The sequence below is a fragment of the Micromonospora sp. NBS 11-29 genome (assembly GCF_002140155.1).
Classification (GTDB): domain Bacteria; phylum Actinomycetota; class Actinomycetes; order Mycobacteriales; family Micromonosporaceae; genus Micromonospora.
On record NZ_NAPR01000003.1, the window covers coordinates 450,033 to 470,176 of the forward strand.

Sequence of the window (20,144 nt, forward strand, 5' to 3'; positions counted from 1 at the left end):
CCGGCGGGTGATCGCCGCGCTGCACGCCGCCGGCCGGCTGCGCCCGGTCGCCCTGGTCGACGTGCGACCGCCGGAGGAGGAACCGGACGCGCCGCTGCCGCCCGACGTCGAGGTCTTCACCGACCACCGGGCCATGCTGGCCGCGTCCCGCCCCGACGTGGTGGTGGTCTGCACGCCGCCGCACACCCACCTGCCGATCGCGCGGGACGTGCTCGACGCCGGCGCGGACCTGCTGCTGGAGAAGCCGCCGGTGCTCGACCGGGCCGAGCACCGGGCGCTGGTCGCCGCGTCCGCCGCCGCCGGGCGGGCCGTGCAGGTCAACTTCCAGGCGCTCGGCTCGGCGGCCCTGGCCGAGCTGACCGCCGCGCTGGCCGCCGGCCGGCTCGGCCCGGTCACCGGCATCGCGACGGTGGCCGCCTGGCAGCGCCCCGACGCCTACTACACCCGCTCCCCCTGGGCCGGGCGGCGGACGGTGGACGGCCGGCCGGCGCTGGACGGCGCGCTGGCCAACCCGCTCGCGCACGCGCTGATGCAGTGCCTGGCGGTGGCCGAGGCGGTCACCGGCACGCCGGTGCGGCCGGTTCGGATCGAGGTGGAGCGCTACCGGGTCCGCCCGATCGAGGTGGACGACACCGCGATCCTGCGGCTGACCCCGCACGCCGGCCCGCCGGTGCTGGCCGCGCTCACCCTGGCCGCCGAGGAGCACGTCCCCGGCGACGTGCTGGTCACCGGCGGGCGCGGGCGGGCGACGCTGGAGTACCCGACCGACCGGCTGCTCCTGCCCGGCGACGATTGCCCGCGCACCGTGCCCGGCCGGCGGGGCCTGCTGGCGAACCTGCTCGACCACCGCGCCACCGGCACGCCGCTGATCGTGCCGCTGGCGCGTACCGGACCGTTCACCACGGTGCTGGACGCGCTGCGGGACGCACCGGCACCGACGCTGCTCGACGGGGACCTGGTGCGCACGGCGGGCGACGGCACGGAGCGGGTGCGGGTGATCCGCGGCGTCAACGCGGTGCTGCGCGCGGCGGCGGAGACCGGCGTGCTGCCGTCCGAGGCCGGGGTGCCCTGGGCGGTCCGCCCGTACGAAGTGCACCTGCCCATCACCACCCGACAGGACGGAACGAGTCATGCGTAGACGAACAGTCGGCGTCGCCCTCCTCGCCGCCGCGCTCACGGCCACCGTCGCCGCGCCCGCGCCGGCCGCGCCCGCCGGGCAGAAACCGACCCGGGCCGCCGAGCTGCTCGGCCGCCAGGCCCTCCCGGCGAACGACGGCTGGGCCGCCGAGGGCGCCGGCACCACCGGCGGCGGGGCCGCCACCGCCGACCGGGTACGCGTGGTGCGTACCCGGGCCGAGCTGGTCGCCGCGCTCGGCGGCGACAACGCCACCAACGCCACGGACGCCACCCCCAAGATCGTGTACGTCGCCGGCACGGTCGACGGCTTCGAGGGGCCCGACGGCGCCCCGCTCGACTGCGCCGACCTGGCCGACCCGGAGTACTCGCTGCCGGCCTACCTGGCCGCGTACGACCCGGCGGTCTGGGGCCGGGTGGACCCGAGCGGCCCGCTGGAGGCGGCCCGGGTCCGGTCGGTGGCCAACCAGAACCGGCAGACGCAGATCAACGTGGGGTCGAACACCACGATCGTCGGGCTGCGCGGCGCCCGGCTCACCGGGCTGACCCTGATGATCGACCGGGTCGCCAACGTGATCGTGCGTAACCTGGGGTTCGCCGACGCCCGGGACTGCTTCCCGGCCTGGTCCCCCACCGACGGCGACGCCGGCAACTGGAACTCCCAGTACGACCAGATCTCGGTGCGGCGCAGCGAGCACGTCTGGGTCGACCACAACACGTTCACCGACGGCGACAACCCCGACAGCGCGCAACCCCGCTACTTCGGCCGTCCCTGGCAGGTGCACGACGGCTCGCTCGACGTCACGCACACCGCCAGCCTGGTCACCGCCTCCTGGAACCGGTTCACCGGGCGGGACAAGCTGATGCTGATCGGCTCCTCCAACACGGTCGGCCCGGACGTCGGCCGACTCAAGGTCACCGTGCACCACAACCTCTTCGACGGCGACCTCCAGCGCCTGCCCCGGGTGCGGTTCGGCCAGGTCGACGTGCACGAGAACCACTACCGGCTCGGCGGCACCGGCTTCGAATACGCCCTCGGCGTCGGCGTCCAGTCCGCCCTGTTCGCGGAGAACAACTTCTTCACCCTGGCCGACGACGTCGCCCCGGCGGACCTGATCCACGACTGGGGCGGCGCCGCGCTCACCGAGCGCGGAAGCTGGGTGCGGCAGGGCGATCGTCCGGCCCGGCCGGTGGACCTGCTCGCCGCGTACAACGCCGCGCACGACCCCGACCTCGGCGGCGACGCCGGCTGGACGCCCACGCTGCGCGCCGCCCCGCCGCTGCCGACCCCGCTGGTCCCGCTGGTCGTCGGCGCCTGGTCCGGCGCCGGCCGGTTGCCGCTCTGACCCCTCCCACCCCGTACCGGACCGGGCCGGCGTCGCCTGTCAGGGACGCCGGCCCGGTGCCGTGGCCGGGGCGTCTGCTGACACATCGGCGCCGATGCGCGATGATCACATCCGACGGACGACCGCCGCCCGGTGCATGAACCGGCGACCACCGGGGACATCAGGGTGAGAAGCGGGCGGTGACAGCGCGAGTGGGCGCCCAGCCCGGAGACGGGCGCGGGACGGAGGGCCGGACGTGACGGGTACGACATCCGGCCGGGTCCTCACCATCGACCTGCCGGCCGACCCCGGTCGGCTCGCGCCCACCCGGGAGCGGCTGCGCGGCTGGCTGCGCGGGCAGGGCGTCGACGAGTGGGACGTCGAGACGGTGCTGATCGCCGCCGGGGAGGCCTGCGCCAACGCCATCGAGCACGGCTACCGCTTCGCCGCCGAGGGGATCACCACACTCCGGGTCGAGCTGCGCGACGACCGGCTGGAGATCGAGGTACGCGACCAGGGCGGCTGGCGTCCCGCCGACGGCGACGACGACTGCGACCGGGGCCGCGGGCGACTCATCATGTCCCGGGTGATGGACGAGGCGACCATCGTCGGCACCGCCGAGGGCACCTGCGTACGCCTGGTCAAGCGCCTCACCGGAGCCGGCACCGGCGTCGCCGTCGGCAAGCCGACCCCTGCGGCCACCGAAGATCAGCTATAAGGGACCCATGGAGTTTCCCGCGTACCTGGCCACCATGCCGATGCACGCGATCACCGAGATCCACGGCGAACCCGGCCTGCTGGCCCGCTTTCGGCTGGAGATCGCCGCGTTCGACGACGCCGCCCGCGACCGGCTGACCGAGGCCCTCGACCTCGCCGCCGACCTGCACCGCGACGACCGGCGGGTCCGCGAGCCCTACCTCAACCACCTGCTCCGGGTGGCGATCCGGATGATGCACCACTACCAGGTGCGGGACGTGGACGTGATCGTCGCGGGCCTGCTGCACGACGCGGTCGAGGACCACCCGACCGAGCTGGCCGGCGGGTCGGCCGGCGCGGAGGTGACGGCGGCGGCGCTGGCCACGCTCGCCACCCGCTTCGGCCCCCGGGTGGCGCGGCTCGTCGAGGCGGTCACCAACCCGGCGTACGACCCGGGCCGGGACCGGCACACCCAGTACCGGGAGCACGTCGCGGCCAGCCTCGACCGGGAACCCTGGGCCCGGGTGATCAAGGTGTCCGACTTCACCGACAACGGCGTGGGCGTGATCCACACGGTCGGCCCGAAGGTGGCCCGGTTGGCCGCCAAGTACCGCCCCCTGGTGCCGGTCTTCCGCGACCTGATCGCCCGCACCGATACCCCCCTGTCGCCCCCGGTCAAGCAGCACATCTTCGCCCAGCTGGACCTGGCCGAGGAACGCTTCACCGCCATCCTCGACTGACCCCTCCCCCACCCCCGCCCGCCTCCTCCCCGCCCGCGTCCACCCGGCTCGGCGTTGATCAAGGACTTCGCGTCGGAGCCAAGCCGGCAGGCTGACGCAAACCCCTTGATCACGCGCCTGTTCACGGCGCCCGCCGCTGGCCACCTCCACGCGGCCTTCCCGCGCCGGGCCGGCCGGGGGGGGTGAGCCGACCGTTTCGTCGATCATGGACTTGTGGTGCCACGGAATATGGGTTTTGGCCTGATATCGGAGGTGCCACAAGTCCAAGATCGGTGCGACCACCCGAGACCTTGGAAGGAAATGGCCCCTTGGGGGGCACTTATCTTCCAAGATCTCTCCGGCTTCCGGCATGTGAGTGGGGATGGTCGACGACAGGTGGCACGAGCGGTCCACGATGACGCGAACCCCCTGGGCGCGAGCCCACCCCGCCGGGCCGCCTCCATCGGCGGCCCGGTGCAGTCGCCAAGCCCGCCACCTCGCCGAACTGGCGCGCCGTCCACCACTTCGCCGATGTGGCGGCATCCCCCACCACCGCTCCACACCACATCCCCGAACTGGCGGACGAGCACACCAAGCTGAGCCGGGCCGGGCGGGGCCGGCCCGGGCCGCGCGAGGGCGGGCCGGGCNCAGGTGGGCTCGGGGGTGCCTACGTGACCACCGAGCGCGGCGGTGATGCGGTCGCGCAGGGCGGGCAGCCGCTCGGGGTCGTCGCACAGCACCAGCCGCAGGGTGGCGTGACCGCCGGCGGCCGCCGCGTCGATGACGTCGAGGAAGGTGCCGAGCTGGGCGGGTGGCTCGTCGGCGAGTAGGTTCGCCGCGTTCCACACCACGAGGGTCAGTGGGCCCTTCCCGATCCGATCGACCAGGGCGTCGGCGAGGGCGTCCCAGTTCCGGCCGTACCAGTCGGGCAGCGTCAGCGCCCCGGCGAGCGTCTCGTGCAGGGCCGCCCGGGTGCGGGTGGCCGCGCCGGGCACCGGCACGCCGGACGGGTCGGAGCTGGGACCGGCGTCGAGCACGAGCCAGGCCGGGGACTGCGGGGACGCCGTACCCATGAATCCGTCCTTTCCGGTGCCGGGACTCAGAGCCGGTAGAAGTTGGCGTAGTGGTCGGGTGAAAACCAGGTCGCGCCGGTGCTCTTGTTCACCACGATCCGGTACGCGTCCCGGGCGGCGNNNNGCCCTCGTAGTTGTAGAACCGGCCGCCGGCGAAGTTGCACTGACCGCCGCTCCACGAGTACCAGCCGCGGCTGGTCGGGAAGCTTTTCGCCGACCAGCCGGAGCGCGCGGTCCGGGCGTCGGCGCACCGGGACAGCGTGCAGGAGCCGTAGACGGCGGCCTGGGCGGGCTCGGCGAGCCGGGTGGAGACCGTGGCCGGGGCGACGAGCGCGGCGGCGGTCACGGCGGTGACGAGGGCACAGGCGGCCAGGGCGCGGCGTACGCGGCTGGCGGCGGCGCGGATCGGGGTCAAGGAGTCCTCCTTGCGCAGTCCATCGATAAGCTTTGATAAAGCTCAGTCTGTCGAGGATTTTGCCCGGCGTACAGCCTCCACCCGGCGACCACGTCTCGAATCGCGGGTGAACACGCGACGGCGGGTGCGGACGCAGACGCCCGAGGCCGGGCCGCGTACGGCCCCTCCCGTCATAGCCGAACGGCGATGTCCCGTCAGGCTGCCTTGAAGACCGTGTCCAGGTGCCACTCGAGGAATTCGGCATGGGGTCGGTCGGCACGCCGCTCCGGGAGCGTGATGACGGAACCCGCCTTGGCGTAGAACTGGTCCCCGTTGCCGAACTCGCTCCGCAGCCGTGGACTGACCAGCAGGCGATGCTTCGGGTCCACGCCCAGGTATCCACGGTCGAAGAGGATGTGCACGTCGGACTTGAGCAGCAGCCCGTTGTCGAGCCGGTGTTCGCCACCCTTGGGCAACGGCCGGATGTGGGCGGCTTGCAGCACCGGCTGGACCTTGTTGCCGGTGATCGCGCAGCGCCGGCCGTAGGCGCCCAGGACCACGGCCTTGAAGGACTGTTGACCCAGCCGCTGCGGCACGAGCCGGGGATCGCCGTAGACCGGGCCGGGCCGGTGCCAGGGCTCGCGCGGGTCGAACTCCACGACGCCGCCCAACAGACGGTGCAGCAGCAGACCGAAGTAGTCGGCCGCCGCCGGCTCCGCGAGATCGTAGGTCTTGCCCTGCACCACGTTGGGCGCGAAGTTCGGCGGTGGCTCGACCGTGGAGTCGTCGGGGAAGAAGACGCTGTCCCGCACGAAGATGCAGCCGATCTCGGGGTCTTCCTCCGGTGCGATCGGCTGCCTCCGGTAGCCGCCGACCATGTGACGCATCTCGTCGAGGCTGGCGACGCCGTTGGCCTCGCCGAAGAGATCCCACGCCTCGGAGATCCGTAACCTCTCGAAGCCGCTGAAGAAGCCGCCGCCGATCACCCGGTTGAGCGGGTAGTGCGCCTTGAAGAAGAACGGCTCACCCGGCGTCAACGCGCGGAAGGCGCCACCGGAGGGCCGCCAGAAGTTGACCTCGGTCAGGTGTGGACGGGCGGACAGGAATCGATGCCACTTCGCGTCCGTCACGCCGACGAAAGCCTTCACGGCGGACAGCCTGCATCAAATTGGATCTTGCCGCTACCCCCGGTCGCGTCGGGTTCCCGACCGAATCCGTCAGGCCGGCCTCAGGAAGCTGGTCACCGCCCGGCGGAAGCCTTTCGGGCTCTCCACCCACGGCAGGTGACCGGCCCCGGGGAGACTCACGCGCTCGCAGTTCGGCAGCGCCTGCTGCATCGAGTCGACGCTCCAGCGGGGACGGACGTCCTCGGGGCCGTCGACGATCAGCACAGGCAGGTCGAGCGCCCGACACCGCGCGGCCATGTCGGCTTCCCTCAGCTCCCGCTTCACCTCGGCGTTGACGGCCCGGTTGCAGTCGCGGTTGAGACCCAGCCACGGCGTGGCCATGTCCTCGGCGTGCCGCAGGGCGGTGTCAGGATCAGCGAAGTCGGCCGACCATTGCAGGACCGCCCATTCGCGTTCCTCGGCGGGGCTTCGGTCACGGGCACCCAGCGCCTCCCACCGTTGCAGGTGGGGGCCGAGCCGCCGCCTGAGGTTCCGGTCGTAGTGCGGATGCCATCCGCGATCGGGGTCGATGCCGGTGCCGGAGACGTAGATCAGGTGACTGACCCGCTCGGGGTGCTCGATGGCGTACCGCAGCGCCAGGTGGGCGCCCCACGAGTGGCCCAGCAGGGCCGTGCGCGGGCCGGCCAGGTGCGCGCGCACCGCGTCGAGGTCGGCGACGAAGCGGGCGATCGTGTACGGGCCGCGCCGCTCGGAGCGCCCGCACCCGCGCTGGTCCCACCGGATGACGCGGGCGTGATCGTCGAGCAGCCGGGCGACCGGGTCGAGGTGGTCCCACACGCCCGGACCGCCGTGACAGAGCACCAGCGGCGGCCCGGCCCCGACCTGGTCGGCCCACAGGCGACAACCGTCTTCGGTACGCACGCCCGTGGTCATGGTCGACAGTATGGCGACCCGCGTGCCGCCGGTGGATGCACGCGGTTCGACATTCGAGGGCGCGCGGGGAGTGCGCCGGGCGGCGAACGAACCGATGGCGGCTACGGCTCCCGCATCCAGAGTGCCGGGTCCGTCACGAAGACGCCCTTGCCCTGCTGCCGCCGGATCACCCGCAGAGCTTCGAGGCGGGCATAGGCCATCTGGACCGTGCCGTGGCTGACGCGGTAGTTCTCGCGCAGCTCGGCGATCGAGGGCAGCTTGTCCCCCGGCTTCAGCTTCTCGGATCTCACATCGGCGATCACATCATCGGCGATGCGCCAGTAATCCGGCACTTCTCGCATGGCACTCCTCGCGTGGCGATCCAATTCGATCACACCGCGACCCGCCTAACAAGCAGCGTTGACTCATCTGACATGTCTAGGTATGTTGGATCGGAGCCGGTCCTCGCGTGGCAACGAGTTCGGCTCATTCCCCCGGTCGGGGCGGGTACGCGTGCCCGCCNCATCGACGCCGCGCCTTTGGGCGCGTCTGTTGTCGCCAGGGCAACCACAGGCGCACCCAGAGGCGCGGACACCACAGCGGAAGGACCGACGTGACCGAGGTGTATCGCTCCGGCCAGCTATACCGGACCGGCCTACCGGCCCGGATGACGCCGCACGAGGCGCGGACCCGCGCGTTCGACCCGCGCCGCCGTGGCGTCGACGGCGCTCAGGTACGCGCGTTCCAGGCCGAGGTTGCCGACGAGCTGACCGACCTGCACCGGCAGATCCGCCGGCTGACCGTGGAGAACGAGCGGTTGAAGCGGGCCCTGCGCGACTGGCAGGCCATGCACGCCCGCGAGTGCCGCCCACCGAACCAGGGTCACTGGTAGCGGTGCGTCCACGACCGGGGGACCTGCTGCGCATCGACGGCCGCGCCTCGGTGCAGTTCGGCGGCGACCGCGCCCTGACGTTCCGGGTCGTGTCGGTCGGCCCCGAACTGGCGTACCTCGGTTGGACCTGGCTGACCGGATACGTCCTGGACCGGCACGGCCTCGCCACCGCGAAGCGGGAGGTCTTCGTGCAGCTCGCCGGCCTGCGACCGACCTTGGATCCGACGCCGGCCCAGCGGCCCGGTCACGGCCGGGTCCAGTCGAACAGGGCCCAGGCGTCGATCTCGGTCGGGGCCAGCGGCCGGGCCGGGAGGTAGGCGGCCAGTTCCCGGAAGTCGGCGGTGGAGTTGTGGACGCACACCGCCAGTGCGGACTGGAGCACGTCCCGGACGAGGCGCGCCTCGGGTTCGTCCAGCAGCGGGGGCCACACGTCCAGCGCGAACACCACATGGCAGGCGCTCTGGTCCTCGTCGACCACACAGTAGTAGCGGCCGGTGTCGGTCAGCCGGTTGCGGATGTTCGCCCACATCGTCGCGTCGGAGACGTTCGCCAGGTCGGCGCCGGCGGCGCACGCCATCCGCAGGGTCCAGCGGTTCGGGTCCGCCTGGGTCACCGCACCGTAGACCAGCACCAGCCCGCCCCGGTGGAAGACGACGAAGCCCTGCACGCCCGGGGTGCGGTGGATGAAGTCGGGGGTCCAGACCCGGTCGTACTCCCGTTCGGCGACGGACCGCAGGAAGCCGATGGTGTGGTGAGCGTCCTCGGTCATGGTCAGCCTCTCTCCGCGTCCGGCCCGGCGGACGTCGGCGTGTCGACGGCGGTGACGGGTACGGCCAGCCGGCGGAACTGGCCGTTGCGGCCCGGAAGGTGGGTGAAGTCCTGCCAGTCGAGCGGGTAGGTGCCGGCCAGATAGCGCTGGTTCGGCAGGAAGTAGCGTCCGTCGACTCCCCACCGCAGCAGGCCGGTGAGTCGCCTGCCCTCGTGGAGCCGGAACTCGCGGTCCCGGGTGGGCCGGTCGGTGGCCGGCGCCTGCCACAGCCCGTGGTCGTTGGTGAGCAGGAGGGCGAGGCCGTTCGTCTGGTCCGGGTCGGCGCGGCAGAGGCGCTCCAGCCGTTCGACGTCGGTGACGAACTGGTGCCGGGCCAGGTCGGCGGCGGCGTGGTGGCGCAGGGCGTACTCCTCGCCGGTGTGGGGGTCGACGCCGTTCCAGCGGGCGGTGAGGTAGGTGAACTCGATCGCCGTCCGACCGCCCGGTCCACGGCAGAGCAGGTCCAGGTGCTCGTTCTGCTCCTGCCGCACCTCCAGGCGCACCCGGATGCTCTCGTCGAGCCGGCGTACCGTCCAGGCGAAGGCGTGCTGGAGGTCGGCCGCCGAGTGGAACACGGACCGTTCGACGCGCAACTCCGCCAGGACGTCCGTGAGCGGTACGGCTCCGGCGATCAGCATGCACACCCCATCTGGACGACGGCAGCGGCCGCCGCGTCCGACCACCGAGGAATTGCGGAGCCCCACGCTACGAACCGCAACGCGACGGAATCAAGACGTGACCGTACGATCACGATCTAGTTTGGATGGTCGGTCCCGTACACGGGACCGAAGTCGGCAGTGAGTCCCGTCGACCGGACTACGACGCCCCTCCTCCGAACGGTCAACCGCCGTCCCGCCCCGCGCGGCTGCCCGGCCCGGCGACCGGCCGTTGTTAGCGTGGAAGCACGGATCGCCGGTCACGGCGCTCCACGCTCCACCCCTCGCCCGACCGGCCCCGACGCCACGGGGCGGACGGCTGCCGCCCGGTGGAGAGGGGGTGCGGGATGCCGGAGGAGCACGACCGGCGACCGGTCGAGCGTTGGGCCGGGCGGGCCCGCGCGCTCAGCGGCGCCGCCCGGGCCCGGACGCGACGGCTCTGGGCGCAGGCGCGGCCCGCGCTGCGGCGCCTGTGGTGGACCGAGGCGGCGGTGACGCCGGTGACCACGGTCGACCGGCGGTTCCCCGAGCCGCTGGTGGTGCCGGCGCAGGGCCAGGTCTACGTCTTCCTGGTCCGGGCCACGTTCACCTGGTCCTCCGACACGGTGCGGCCCGAGTTGTTCGGCTGGTACGTCGACTATTTCCAGCCGCAGGCGACGCAGCGGCTGCACCGCCTGGCCGTCCGCCGCGCCCTGGAGGTGCCGCCGCACCGCCCGCGCGAGCTGCACACCGCGTTGACCGCCGCGCTCGCCGACGACGATCCCCTGCCCTGGACGTACGCCCATGGCGTGGTGACGTTCGCCTGCGAGCCGGACGTGACGGTGCACCTGGACGAGCGGGTCCGCCGGCTGCTCCAGCCGTACTGGGAGCGGCGGATCGCGTTGGAGTGCGAGCGCGACCTGGCCCGACGTCAGGCCGAGTACGCGCAGGAGCGCACCCGCCCCGCGAACACCAGCAACCCGTCCCCCCACGACCCGACGAACCCCGCCCCCCGAGATCCGACACCCCCCGGCCCGGCACGCCCGACACCTTCGGCAAGGCGCGGCCCCCGGCCGGGTGCCCCGGTGGAGGCCTTCACCCCGTTGGAGCCCTTGCTGCCCCCACCCACCCCACCCACCCCACCCACCCCGCTCCCCCGCCCTCCCGAACCCTGACCCGGCACCACCCCTTTCGGCGATCTTGCAGTTACCGCCCCGACGACGCCGTTTTTGCGCGTTATGCCGGGGCAGCATGTGCAAGATCGACGGGGCTGGGGGTCAGGTTAGGAGGGTGGCGTAGCGGCCCTGGTGGGTCAGCAGGGTCTCATGGGTGCCGGACTCGATGATGCGGCCGTGGTCGAGCACGGCGATGCGGTCGGCGTCGCGGATCGTGGAGAGGCGGTGCGCGATGGTCACCACGGTCCGGCCCCGGGCCAGCTCGTCCAGGGCCCGCTGCACCGCGCGCTCGGTCTCGGTGTCCAGCGCGCTGGTCGCCTCGTCGAGCACCAGGATCCGCGGGTCGCGCAGCAGGGTCCGGGCGATCGCCAGGCGCTGCTGCTCGCCGCCGGAGAACCGGTGGCCGCGCGAGCCGACCATGGTGTCGTACCCGTCGGGCAGCGCGGCGATCAGGTGGTGGATCTGGGCGGCGCGGGTGGCGGCCTCGATGTCGGCGTCGGTGGCGTCCGGCCGGGCGTACCGGAGGTTGTCGCGCACGGTGCCGTGCAGCAGGTACGTCTCCTGGCTGACCACGCCCACGACGGCGGCCAGGTCGGCCAGGCGCAGGTCGCGCAGGTCGACGCCGTCGACGGTGATCCGGCCGGCGTCCGGGTCGTGCAGGCGGCTGACCAGGGCGGCGAGGGTGCTCTTGCCGGAGCCGGTCTCCCCGACCAGGGCGAGGCTGGTGCCGGCCGGGACGTCCAGGCTGACGCCGGCCAGGGCGGCGGTGTCGCTGCCCGGGTAGCTGAACGTGACGTCCTCGACGCGCAGGTGGCCGCGGACCGTGGCCGGGTCCAGCGGGACCGGGCGGGCCGGCTCGGCGACCTCCACCGGCAGGTCGAGGTATTCGAAGATGCGGGCGAACAACGCGAGCGAGGCGATGAGCGTGACGCCGACGTTGAGCAGGCCCATCAGCGGCCGGAACAGGTTGCCCTGCAACGCGGTGAACGCGACCAGGGTGCCGATGGTGAGCGTGCCGGCGGTGCCGGGCAGGCCGGCGCCCAGGTAGATCACGGCGGGAATGGCGGCGAAGACAACCGTCATGGCGGCCATCCGCCAGCGGCCGGCCAGCTCGGAGCGCAGTTCCAGGTCGACCAGGCGGGCCGAGGAGGCGGTGAACCGGTCGACCAGTGCCGGTCCGGTGCCGAGCGTCTTGGCCAGCCGTACGCCGCTGACCGACAGCCCCTCCTCGATGGTGACGGTGAGGTCGGCCAGCTCCCGCTGGCGGCGGGCGGTGATCTCGCGGCGCAGCCGGGCGACGCGGCGGGTGAGCCAGAGCGCGGGCGGCAGCACGACCAGCGAGACGAGCGTGAGTCGCCAGCTCAGCGCCGTCATGGCGACGGTGGTGGCGACCACGGTGGTGAGGTTCGCGGCGATCGAGGTGGCGGTGGAGGTGACCACCGCCTGCATGCCGCCGATGTCGTTGGTGATGCGGGACTGCACCTCGCCGGTGCGGGTGCGCACGAAGAAGCCGATGGACTGCCGCTGGAGGTGGGTGAAGACGTCGGTGCGCAGCCGGTGCATGACCTCCTGCCCGACGCGGGTGGAGATCCAGGTCTGCGCGACGCCGAGCACGGCGGTGACGGCGGCCACCGCGACCATGCCCGCGACCAGCCAGGCCAGCAGCGTCAGGTCACGGTCGGGCAGGGCCCGGTCGATCACGGTACGCAGGAGGAACGGCGAGGCCATCGCGATGACCGAGGACGCCACGATGATCGCCACCACGGCGGCCAGCGGGCGTCGGTGGGCGGTGAAGAGGCCGCCGATGCGGCGCAGCGACACCTGGCGGGCCTGGGCCTTCTCGGCGGCGGACACGGTTCGGCCGCCACCGCGGCCGTCGGGAACGTGATCCAAGGGGGTGCTCCTCATGTCCGGGAGATAGTGCTGAGGTTACCTCATCATGAGGGCACAACAGCATCTGCTGCTACCGTATTCCGGGTGAGCGGCAGCGACGAGGAGAGCCTGGCCGAGACGTTCTGGGCGGTGGCCCGGCGGCTGCGCCACCAGACCAAGGGCGCGTTGGCGCCCTGGGAGATCAGCCCCGGGCAGGCGCGGGCGCTCGGCGTGCTGATGCGCCACGGCGCGTTGCGTCCCGGCGCGCTCGCCGAGCACCTGCGCATCGCGCCCCGCTCAGCCACCGAGGTCGTCGACGGGCTCCAGGACCGGGGCCTGGTGCAGCGGCGGCCCGACCCGGGCGACCGGCGGGCCACGCTGGTCGCGCCGACCGCCGAGGGTGAACGGGTCGGCGCGGCCATCCGCGCGGCCCGGGCCACCGAGGCGGAACGGTTCTTCGGCGTGCTCGACCCGGACGACCGGGCGGAGCTGACCCGGATCCTGCGCCGGCTGCGCGAGGAGTAGAGCCGGACAGGGGGATTCCCGCCGGGATGCGGGTATGCCGACGCGTGCGTGGTCGCCGGGTCGTCGTGGTCGGGGCGGGGTTCTCCGGCCTGGCCTGCGCGCTCGCCCTGCACGCCGCCGACGTCGACGTGCTGCTGCTGGACGCGCGGGACCGGGTGGGCGGGCGGACGTTGAGCCGCCCGCTGCCCGGCGGCGGCTGGCTCGACCTCGGCGCGCAGTGGATCGGCCCCACCCAGGACCGGATGTACGCGCTGGTCGCCGCGTACGGCCTGACGACCTTCCCGTCCCCGGCGCACGGCGCGGCGACGCTGCTGCTCGACGGGCGGCCGGCGGACGGGGAGCCGGCCGGGCTGGCCGGGCTGCTCGACACGCTGGACGAGCTGGCGGCCGGGCTCGACCCGGCCGCGCCGTGGCGAGCGCCCGGGGCGGCCCGGTGGGACCGCACCACGCTCGGCGGCTGGCTCGCCGCGACCGCGCCGGACGCGGTCACCGCCCGCTACGCCGGACGCCTGCTGGCCGGCGGGTTGCTGGCCGCCGCGCCGGACGAGGTGTCGCTGCTGCACCTGCTCTTCTACCTGCGCAGCGGCGGCGGGACCCGGTCACTGCTCGGCGCGGCCGGCGGCGCCCAGCAGGACCGGATCGTCGGCGGCCCGGCCGCGCTGGCGCAGCGGATGGCCGACGCGCTGCCGCCGGGACGCGTACGCCTCGGCGCCGCCGTGGACGCGATCGCCCAGGACCGCGACGGCGTGCGGGTGCGGGCCGGCGGCGAGACGCACCGGGGCGACGCGGCGGTGGTCGCGCTGGCCCCGGCGTTGGCCGGCCGGATCCGGTACGACCCGCCGCTGCCCGCGCTGCGCGACGGGCTGACCCAGCGGATGCCGATGGGGGTCGCGCTGAAGGTGCACGCGCTCTACCCGGAGCCGTTCTGGCGGGCCGACGGCCGCTCCGGGGTGGCGACCACGGACACCGGGCCGCTCACCGAGACCGTCGACAACTCGCTGCCCGGCGTGCCCGGCGGGGTGCTCACCGGGTTCAGCTACGGCGCGCAGGCGCGGTCGCTGCGTCGGCTGCCGGCCGGGGCCCGCCGCGCCGCGCTGCGCGACGCGCTGGTCGCGCTCTTCGGGCCGGCCGCCGCCCGCCCCGACGACCTCGTCGAGTACGACTGGTCCGCCGACCCGTGGACCCGGGGCTGCTTCGGCGGGATGCTCGCGCCCGGCTCGTGGTGCGACTACGGCCCGGAACTGCGCCCGCCGGTGGGCCGGGTGCACTGGGCCGGGACGGAGACGGCGACCCGGTGGACCGGCTACCTGGAGGGCGCGGTCACCGCTGGCGAGCGCGCCGCCGCCGAGGTGCTGGCCACACCCTGAATTCAAAAGAAAATCTTCGATACGTCTATTGAAAAGTTTCTCCGTCTTGTGTCCTAATGTTGACGGTTCCTTTCGTCATCTCCCGCCGCCGAAGGCGGCAACCCCCAGGGAGGAAAGATGCACCGTCTCCTGCGATCCGCGCTGCGCACGACCGGCGCCGCCCTGCTCGCCACGCTCACCGTCGCCGCCGGGGCCCTCGCCGGCGCGGCGCCCGCCAACGCCGCCCCAGCCGGCCTGCCCGGCATGGACGTCTCCAGCTACCAGGGCAACGTGAACTGGGCCGGCGCCTGGGCCAACGGCGCCCGGTTCGCGTACGTCAAGGNTACAACGTCGGGATGATCCGCGGGTCCTACCACTTCGCCCGCCCGGACACCACCACCGGCGCCGTCCAGGCGAACTACTTCGTCGACCACGGCGGCGGCTGGTCCCGGGACGGCAGGACGCTGCCCGGCGCGCTCGACATCGAGTACAACCCGTACGGCGCGACCTGCTACGGGCTGAGCCAGGCGTCGATGCGGAGCTGGATCGCCTCGTTCGTCAACCAGTACTACGCCCGCACCGGCCGGTGGGCCACCATCTACACCACCACCGACTGGTGGAGCACCTGCACCGGCAACACGTCGCAGTTCGCGGCCAACAACCCGCTGTGGATCGCCCGCTACTCGAGCAGCGTCGGCGCGCTGCCGGCCGGCTGGGGCACGTACTCGTTCTGGCAGTGGTCCTCCTCGGGCGTCTTCCCCGGCGACCAGAACGTCTGGAACGGCACCCTGGACCGGCTCCGGGTGCTGGCCTGCAACGGCTCCTGCTGACCCACCCGCGCGGGGCGGGCCGTCCCGGCCCATCCCGCCGCCGTGCCCGTACCCCCGAGGAGGTCCCGATGTCCGTTCCCCTCCCCCGCCGGGCCGTGCTGCGCGGCGCGGTCCTGCTCGGCGCCGCCGCCGGCGCCGGCGCGCTGACCCAGGTCGGCGCCGGCCCCGACGCGCGGGCCGCCGCGACCCGCGTCGACCAGCCGACGATCGCCAACTGCGCGACCTGGAGCGCCCGCCCGCCCTCGTCGGCGGTGAGCCTGGTGCAGAGCCGCCCCAACAAGATCATCGTCCATCACACGGCGTTTCCGAACACGACCGACTACAGCCTCGCCCAGGCGTACCGGAACTCCCGCGACATCCAGAACCTGCACATGGACTCCAACGGCTGGCTCGACTCCGGCCAGCACTTCACCAACAGTCGGGGCGGCTACCTGACCGAGGGCCGGCACGGCAGCCTGTACGGGCTGCTGCACGGGGAGTCCATGGTGCAGGGCGCGCACTGCGTCGGGCAGAACAGCCAGGCCATCGGCATCGAGAACGACGGCATCTACCTCGACGTGCAGCCGCCGCAGGCGCTCTGGGACAGCCTGGTCTGGTTCTGCGCGTTCACCTGCCAGCAGTACGGCATCGCGCCCACCGAGATCTACGGGCACAAGGACTTCAACTCCACCCAGTGCCCCGGCCTACTGCACGACCGGCTGCCCGAGCTGCGGCGTACCGTCGCGGCGCGGCTCGGCGGCTGACTCGGCGGCGTCGCCAGTTCGGTGAAGTGGCGGCATCGTCGCATCGGGAAGGCGCCACGTCGGCGAACCGGTGTGGGTTTCGCCGCTGGGACAGGGAGTCTCGGCGGCGGGAGTGTCGGTGGGGGCGGGCAGGATGTGGGGCATGTCGATTCGTTCCGTCGCCGATCTGACCGCCGCGCTCGACTCCGGGGCTCCGGTGAAGTTCCTGCACTTCTGGGGGCACCGGCCGCAACGCGACGGCAGCGTCGGCGCCGGCTGCCTGAGCCAGTGGTGGCCGGCGGCGTTCATCGTGGACGGGCGGGAGTTCGCCACCGCCGAGCACTGGATGATGTGGCACAAGGCCGTCCTCTTCGACGACCACGCGACCGCCGACCGGGTGCTCGCCGCCGGGCACCCGCACCGGGCCAAGGCGCTCGGCCGGCAGGTGCGAGGCTTCGACGAGGCGACCTGGACGGCCCGCCGCTACGAGATCGTGGTCGCCGGCAGCGTGGCCAAGTTCGGCCAACACGAGCAGCTACGGCGGTTCCTGCTCGGCACCGGTGAGCGGGTGCTGGTGGAGGCGAGCCCGACCGACCGGGTCTGGGGCATCGGCCTGACCGCCGACGACCCGCGCGCCACCGACCCGACCGCCTGGCAGGGCGACAACCTGCTCGGCTTCGCCCTGATGGAGGCACGCGCCGCCCTGGCCGAACCAGCCGCGGGACGGGTCGGGCGGGCAACGGGCCAGGCGCGGGACGGGTCGGGCGGGTAACGTGCTGCGGCGTGATCGCGTACTCGCACTGCTCCTTCTGCGGCGCGGCCTACCCGGCGGACGCCGGGTGGCCGCGTGTCTGCCCGACCTGCGGGGAGACGGTGTGGCGCAATCCGCTGCCCGTCGCGGTGGCGGTGCTGCCGGTCCGCACGCCCGAGGGCCTGGGCGTGGTGGCCGTCCGCCGCGACATCGAGCCGGCCCGCGGCGAACTCGCCCTGCCCGGCGGCTTCGTCGAGTACGGCGAGGAGTGGTCCGAGGCGCTGGTGCGCGAGCTGCGCGAGGAGACGGGGCTGCGGGCCGAGGCCGACGAGGCGCGACTGTTCGCGGTGCACGGCGCGCCGGCCGGCGGCACCATGATGGTCTTCGGTGTGCTGCCCGAGCGGCCGGTCGGTGACCTGCCGCCGTCCGCGCCGACCGAGGAGGCGACCGAGTGGGTGGTGCTCACCGAGCCGACCGAGCTGGCCTTCTCCACGCACACCCGGGTGCTCGCCGACTTCCTCGCCGGGCAACGCCCGATCTGACCGGCCGACGTCACCGACCCGACCGGGGAAGCCGCGGGGTCAGCCTCGGACCGGCGCCGGCTGCGGTGAGAACGGCACGGCGGTCGACGTCTCGGCCGCCGGCTCGCCGGCCGGGTGCCGCCACAGCCCGCGTCGGCGCAGGATCGGCAGCACCCCCTCGCCGAACCAGTACGCCTCCTCCAGGTGCGGGTGGCCGGAGAGGATGAACTCGTCGATGCCGAGCGCGTGGTACTCGGCGATCCGGTCGGCGACCTCGGTGTGGCTGCCGACCAGCGCGGTGCCGGCGCCGCCGCGGACCAGGCCCACGCCGGCCCACAGGTTCGGCGCGATCTCCAGCCGGTCGCGGGAGCCGCCGTGCAGGTCCAGCATCCGTCGCTGCCCCTCGGACTCGCTGCGCCGCAGCCCCTCCTGCACGGCCCGGATGTCGTCTTCGGCGATGCCGTCGAGCAGCCGGCGGGCCTGCGCCCACGCCTCGTCGGCGGTGTCGCGGCTGATGACGTGCAGCCGGATGCCGTACCGCAGCTCGCGGCCGGCGGACGCGGCCAGGCCCCGGATCCAGTCCAGCTTGCCGGCGACCTGCGCGGGCGGCTCGCCCCAGGTCAGGTAGACGTCGCTGTGCCGCACGGCCACCGGCCCGGCGGCGGCGGACGAGCCGCCGAAGTAGACCGGCGGCACCGGGTCGGGCAGCCGGCTCAGCCGGGCGCCGGCGACCCGGACGTGGGCGCCGTCGTGGTCGACCGTCTCGCCGCGCCACAGCGCCCGCACCACGTCCAGGAACTCGTCGGTACGCGCGTACCGGGCGTCCTTGTCGAGGAAGTCGCCGTACGCCCGCTGCTCGGTGGACTCACCGCCGGTGACCACGTTGAGCAGCAGCCGACCGCCGGAGAGGCGCTGGAAGGTGGCGGCCATCTGCGCGGCGAGGGTGGGTGAGAGCAGGCCCGGCCGGAACGCGACCAGGAACTTCAGCCGCTCGGTCACCTCGGTGAGCATGGCGGTGGTCAGCCAGGCGTCCTCGCACCAGGCGCCGGTGGGGGTGAGCGCGCCGGCGAAGCCGAGCTGTTCGGCGCTGCGGGCGATCTGCCCGAGGTACGCCACGCTGGCCGGGCGGGCGCCGCCGGCCACACCGACCGGCACGCCGTGCCCGCCGCCCACGATGTCCCGGCTGTCGCCGTAGGTCGGCAGGAACCAGTGGAAGGTGAGCGACATCGTGGCCTCCGGTGCGGGGTCGGGCGGGTCGCCTCCTGAGGGATGGGACGACCGCGCCGACAGACTACCCATAAAACCTATCGGGTTGGTAGGTTGCTCACGCCCACCGATGATCGGGCCCAACCCCTCCCCCAGGAGTCACCATGCGTACCCCGTCGAGACCCCGGCCGCGCCGGGTGGCCGCGCTGCTCACCACCCTCGCGCTGCTCACCGCCACCGCGCTGACGGCCTGCGGCGGCGAGGCGGCCGACGCCCGCGACGACGCCCCGCTGCGGATCGGCTACCAGCGCTTCGGCGGCCTCAGCCTGGTCAAGGCGCGCGGCGTCGCCAAGGACGTCAGCTGGTCGCTGTTCGAGAGCGGCCCGGCGCTGACCGAGGCGCTCAAGGCCGGCTCCATCGACATCGGCCAGGTCGGCGAGGCGCCGCCGGTGTTCGCCGCCGCCGGGAAGATCCCGTTCGCCGTGGTCGGCACGTCCGAGCCGATCCCGCAGGGTGAGGCGGTGCTGGTCAAGGCGGACAGCCCGTACCGCAGCTTCGCCGACCTGCGCGGGAAGACGGTGGCGTTGAACAAGGGCTCCAACGTGCACTGGCTGCTGGTGAAGCTGCTGGAGGCGAACCGGATGACGCTCGCCGACCTCGACGTGAAGTACCTCAAGCCCGCCGAGGGACGCCCCGCGTTCGACAACGGGCAGGTCGACGCGTGGATCATCTGGGACCCCTACTTCGCGCTGGCGGAGCGGCCCGACGTGCGGATCCTCGCCGACGCCACCGGCCTGGCCAGCAACCGCGAGTACGTGCTGGCCGCGCCGGACACGGTGAAGAAGCGCACCGACGACGTGCGCGCGTTCCTGGACACGTACCGGCAGACCACCGACTGGGGCATCGCCCACCCGGACGAGCGGGCCGCGGTCCTCGCGCCGGAGCTGAAGATCCCGCTGGACGTGACCACCCGGGCGCTGGCCCGCAGCGCCAAACCGCTCGCCCCGGTCACCCCGGAGATCGGCGCGGAGTTGCAGGCCATCGCGGACAGCTTCGTGACGTTGAAGCTGGTGCCCGGGCCGGTCGACATCGCCGGACGGGTCGACGGACGGTTCAACGAGGCGTTCCGGTGACCGGCCCGGCGCTGGCCGAGGCGCCCGCCGCGGCCGTACCGTCGCCGGCGGCGCGGCGACCGCGGGCCGCCACCGTCCGGCGGTGGCGGCGGCTCGCCAGCCCGGTCGTGCTGGTGCTCGCCTGGGAGGCCGCCGCGCGGGCCGACCTGCTCCCCCCGGAGAAGCTGCCCGCGCCGAGCGCCGTGCTCGCCACCGGCTGGCGGCTGGCCGCCGACGGCACGCTCGGCGTGCACCTGCTCGACTCGCTCACCCGCGCCGCGCTCGGCCTGCTCATCGGCGGTGGACTGGCGCTCGTGCTCGGCGCGGCGGCCGGGCTGCTGCGGCTCGGCGACGACCTGGTCGACCCGC

21 protein-coding genes and 3 pseudogenes are annotated in these 20,144 nt (G+C 73.6%); 15 read left to right on the forward strand and 9 right to left on the reverse strand.

All coding sequences use genetic code 11. The features are described 5' to 3' along the window. From B1205_RS03360 to B1205_RS03375, 4 genes are all read left to right on the forward strand, one after another. The coding region (locus tag B1205_RS03360; RefSeq protein WP_254909673.1) for a Gfo/Idh/MocA family protein at nucleotides 1–1,138 on the forward strand (1,138 nt) is incomplete at its 5' end. Then, entirely contained in the window at nucleotides 1,131–2,480 is a 1,350-nt protein-coding gene (locus tag B1205_RS03365) for a pectate lyase family protein (protein ID WP_089154240.1), read from the forward strand. The genes B1205_RS03360 and B1205_RS03365, both read left to right, overlap by 8 nt. Nucleotides 2,481–2,715: 235 nt before the next feature. After that, the gene (locus B1205_RS03370) at nucleotides 2,716–3,177 is read left to right on the forward strand and encodes an ATP-binding protein (protein ID WP_089154241.1); all 462 of its coding nucleotides are present in this window, start codon (nucleotides 2,716–2,718) and stop codon (nucleotides 3,175–3,177) included. 7 nt (nucleotides 3,178–3,184) lie between these two features. Beyond that, nucleotides 3,185–3,895 (forward strand): HD domain-containing protein, encoded by a 711-nt coding sequence (locus B1205_RS03375; protein WP_089154242.1) that lies wholly within the window; start codon nucleotides 3,185–3,187, stop codon nucleotides 3,893–3,895. Between the two features lie 203 nt (nucleotides 3,896–4,098). On the opposite strand, the gene B1205_RS03380 is transcribed toward B1205_RS03375, so the two are convergent. From B1205_RS03380 to B1205_RS03400, 5 genes and pseudogenes are all read right to left on the reverse strand, one after another. Then, entirely contained in the window at nucleotides 4,099–4,947 is an 849-nt protein-coding gene (locus B1205_RS03380) for a barstar family protein (protein ID WP_089154243.1), read from the reverse strand. Between the two features lie 26 nt (nucleotides 4,948–4,973). After that, nucleotides 4,974–5,362, reverse strand: a pseudogene (locus B1205_RS32835) (ribonuclease domain-containing protein). 194 nt (nucleotides 5,363–5,556) lie between these two features. Further along, a complete protein-coding gene (locus tag B1205_RS03390) occupies nucleotides 5,557–6,489 on the reverse strand; it encodes an HNH endonuclease (RefSeq protein WP_089154244.1) in 933 nt (310 codons plus the stop codon). Nucleotides 6,490–6,558: 69 nt separating this feature from the next. Continuing rightward, nucleotides 6,559–7,401, reverse strand: coding sequence for an alpha/beta fold hydrolase (locus tag B1205_RS03395; protein ID WP_089154245.1), 843 nt, complete (start codon nucleotides 7,399–7,401; stop codon nucleotides 6,559–6,561). A 101-nt stretch (nucleotides 7,402–7,502) separates the two neighbouring features. Beyond that, nucleotides 7,503–7,742: a winged helix-turn-helix domain-containing protein gene (locus tag B1205_RS03400; protein ID WP_089154246.1), complete on the reverse strand. Its 240-nt coding sequence runs from the start codon at nucleotides 7,740–7,742 to the stop codon at nucleotides 7,503–7,505. A 251-nt stretch (nucleotides 7,743–7,993) separates the two neighbouring features. Between B1205_RS03400 and B1205_RS03405 the strand changes: the two genes are divergently transcribed. Beyond that, the gene (locus tag B1205_RS03405) at nucleotides 7,994–8,272 is read left to right on the forward strand and encodes a cell division protein DivIVA (RefSeq protein ID WP_254909674.1); all 279 of its coding nucleotides are present in this window, start codon (nucleotides 7,994–7,996) and stop codon (nucleotides 8,270–8,272) included. 2 nt (nucleotides 8,273–8,274) lie between these two features. Then, nucleotides 8,275–8,589, forward strand: a complete 315-nt coding sequence (locus tag B1205_RS03410) for a hypothetical protein (RefSeq protein WP_089154247.1) — start codon at nucleotides 8,275–8,277, stop codon at nucleotides 8,587–8,589. Here B1205_RS03410 and B1205_RS03415 read toward each other — a convergent pair. Beyond that, nucleotides 8,517–9,041, reverse strand: coding sequence for a hypothetical protein (locus tag B1205_RS03415; RefSeq protein ID WP_089154248.1), 525 nt, complete (start codon nucleotides 9,039–9,041; stop codon nucleotides 8,517–8,519). The genes B1205_RS03410 and B1205_RS03415 overlap by 73 nt on opposite strands. 2 nt (nucleotides 9,042–9,043) lie before the next feature. After that, nucleotides 9,044–9,718, reverse strand: coding sequence for a hypothetical protein (locus B1205_RS03420; protein WP_089154249.1), 675 nt, complete (start codon nucleotides 9,716–9,718; stop codon nucleotides 9,044–9,046). 365 nt (nucleotides 9,719–10,083) lie between these two features. Here B1205_RS03420 and B1205_RS03425 point away from each other — a divergent pair, with 365 nt between their 5' ends. Then, the gene (locus B1205_RS03425) at nucleotides 10,084–10,890 is read left to right on the forward strand and encodes a hypothetical protein (protein WP_254909675.1); all 807 of its coding nucleotides are present in this window, start codon (nucleotides 10,084–10,086) and stop codon (nucleotides 10,888–10,890) included. A gap of 102 nt (nucleotides 10,891–10,992) precedes the next feature. Here the strand turns inward: B1205_RS03425 and B1205_RS03430 are convergent, their stop codons facing one another. Next, nucleotides 10,993–12,744: an ABC transporter ATP-binding protein gene (locus B1205_RS03430; RefSeq protein ID WP_254909703.1), complete on the reverse strand. Its 1,752-nt coding sequence runs from the start codon at nucleotides 12,742–12,744 to the stop codon at nucleotides 10,993–10,995. 123 nt (nucleotides 12,745–12,867) lie between these two features. Here B1205_RS03430 and B1205_RS03435 point away from each other — a divergent pair, with 123 nt between their 5' ends. The 6 genes and pseudogenes from B1205_RS03435 (at nucleotide 12,868) to B1205_RS03460 (ending at nucleotide 17,478) form a co-directional block, all read left to right on the forward strand. Beyond that, complete coding sequence (locus B1205_RS03435; RefSeq protein WP_089154250.1) at nucleotides 12,868–13,287, forward strand: MarR family winged helix-turn-helix transcriptional regulator; 420 nt, start codon at nucleotides 12,868–12,870, stop codon at nucleotides 13,285–13,287. 44 nt (nucleotides 13,288–13,331) lie between these two features. Then, the gene (locus tag B1205_RS03440) at nucleotides 13,332–14,654 is read left to right on the forward strand and encodes a flavin monoamine oxidase family protein (RefSeq protein ID WP_089154251.1); all 1,323 of its coding nucleotides are present in this window, start codon (nucleotides 13,332–13,334) and stop codon (nucleotides 14,652–14,654) included. Nucleotides 14,655–14,771: 117 nt separating this feature from the next. Beyond that, a pseudogene (locus tag B1205_RS03445) lies at nucleotides 14,772–15,463 on the forward strand (lysozyme). A 68-nt stretch (nucleotides 15,464–15,531) separates the two neighbouring features. Beyond that, a complete protein-coding gene (locus B1205_RS03450) occupies nucleotides 15,532–16,206 on the forward strand; it encodes a peptidoglycan recognition protein family protein (protein WP_089154252.1) in 675 nt (224 codons plus the stop codon). A gap of 142 nt (nucleotides 16,207–16,348) precedes the next feature. Beyond that, nucleotides 16,349–16,957, forward strand: coding sequence for an NADAR family protein (locus tag B1205_RS03455; protein ID WP_176308404.1), 609 nt, complete (start codon nucleotides 16,349–16,351; stop codon nucleotides 16,955–16,957). Between the two features lie 11 nt (nucleotides 16,958–16,968). Beyond that, entirely contained in the window at nucleotides 16,969–17,478 is a 510-nt protein-coding gene (locus tag B1205_RS03460; RefSeq protein WP_089154254.1) for an NUDIX domain-containing protein, read from the forward strand. Nucleotides 17,479–17,517: 39 nt separating this feature from the next. Here the strand turns inward: B1205_RS03460 and B1205_RS03465 are convergent, their stop codons facing one another. Further along, nucleotides 17,518–18,684 (reverse strand): LLM class flavin-dependent oxidoreductase, encoded by a 1,167-nt coding sequence (locus tag B1205_RS03465; RefSeq protein ID WP_089154255.1) that lies wholly within the window; start codon nucleotides 18,682–18,684, stop codon nucleotides 17,518–17,520. A 143-nt stretch (nucleotides 18,685–18,827) separates the two neighbouring features. Here B1205_RS03465 and B1205_RS03470 point away from each other — a divergent pair, with 143 nt between their 5' ends. After that, nucleotides 18,828–19,796, forward strand: a complete 969-nt coding sequence (locus B1205_RS03470) for a sulfonate ABC transporter substrate-binding protein (RefSeq protein WP_089154256.1) — start codon at nucleotides 18,828–18,830, stop codon at nucleotides 19,794–19,796. Further along, nucleotides 19,793–20,144, forward strand: a pseudogene (locus tag B1205_RS30810) (ABC transporter permease); the annotation flags it as partial. The gene B1205_RS03470 and the pseudogene B1205_RS30810, both read left to right, overlap by 4 nt.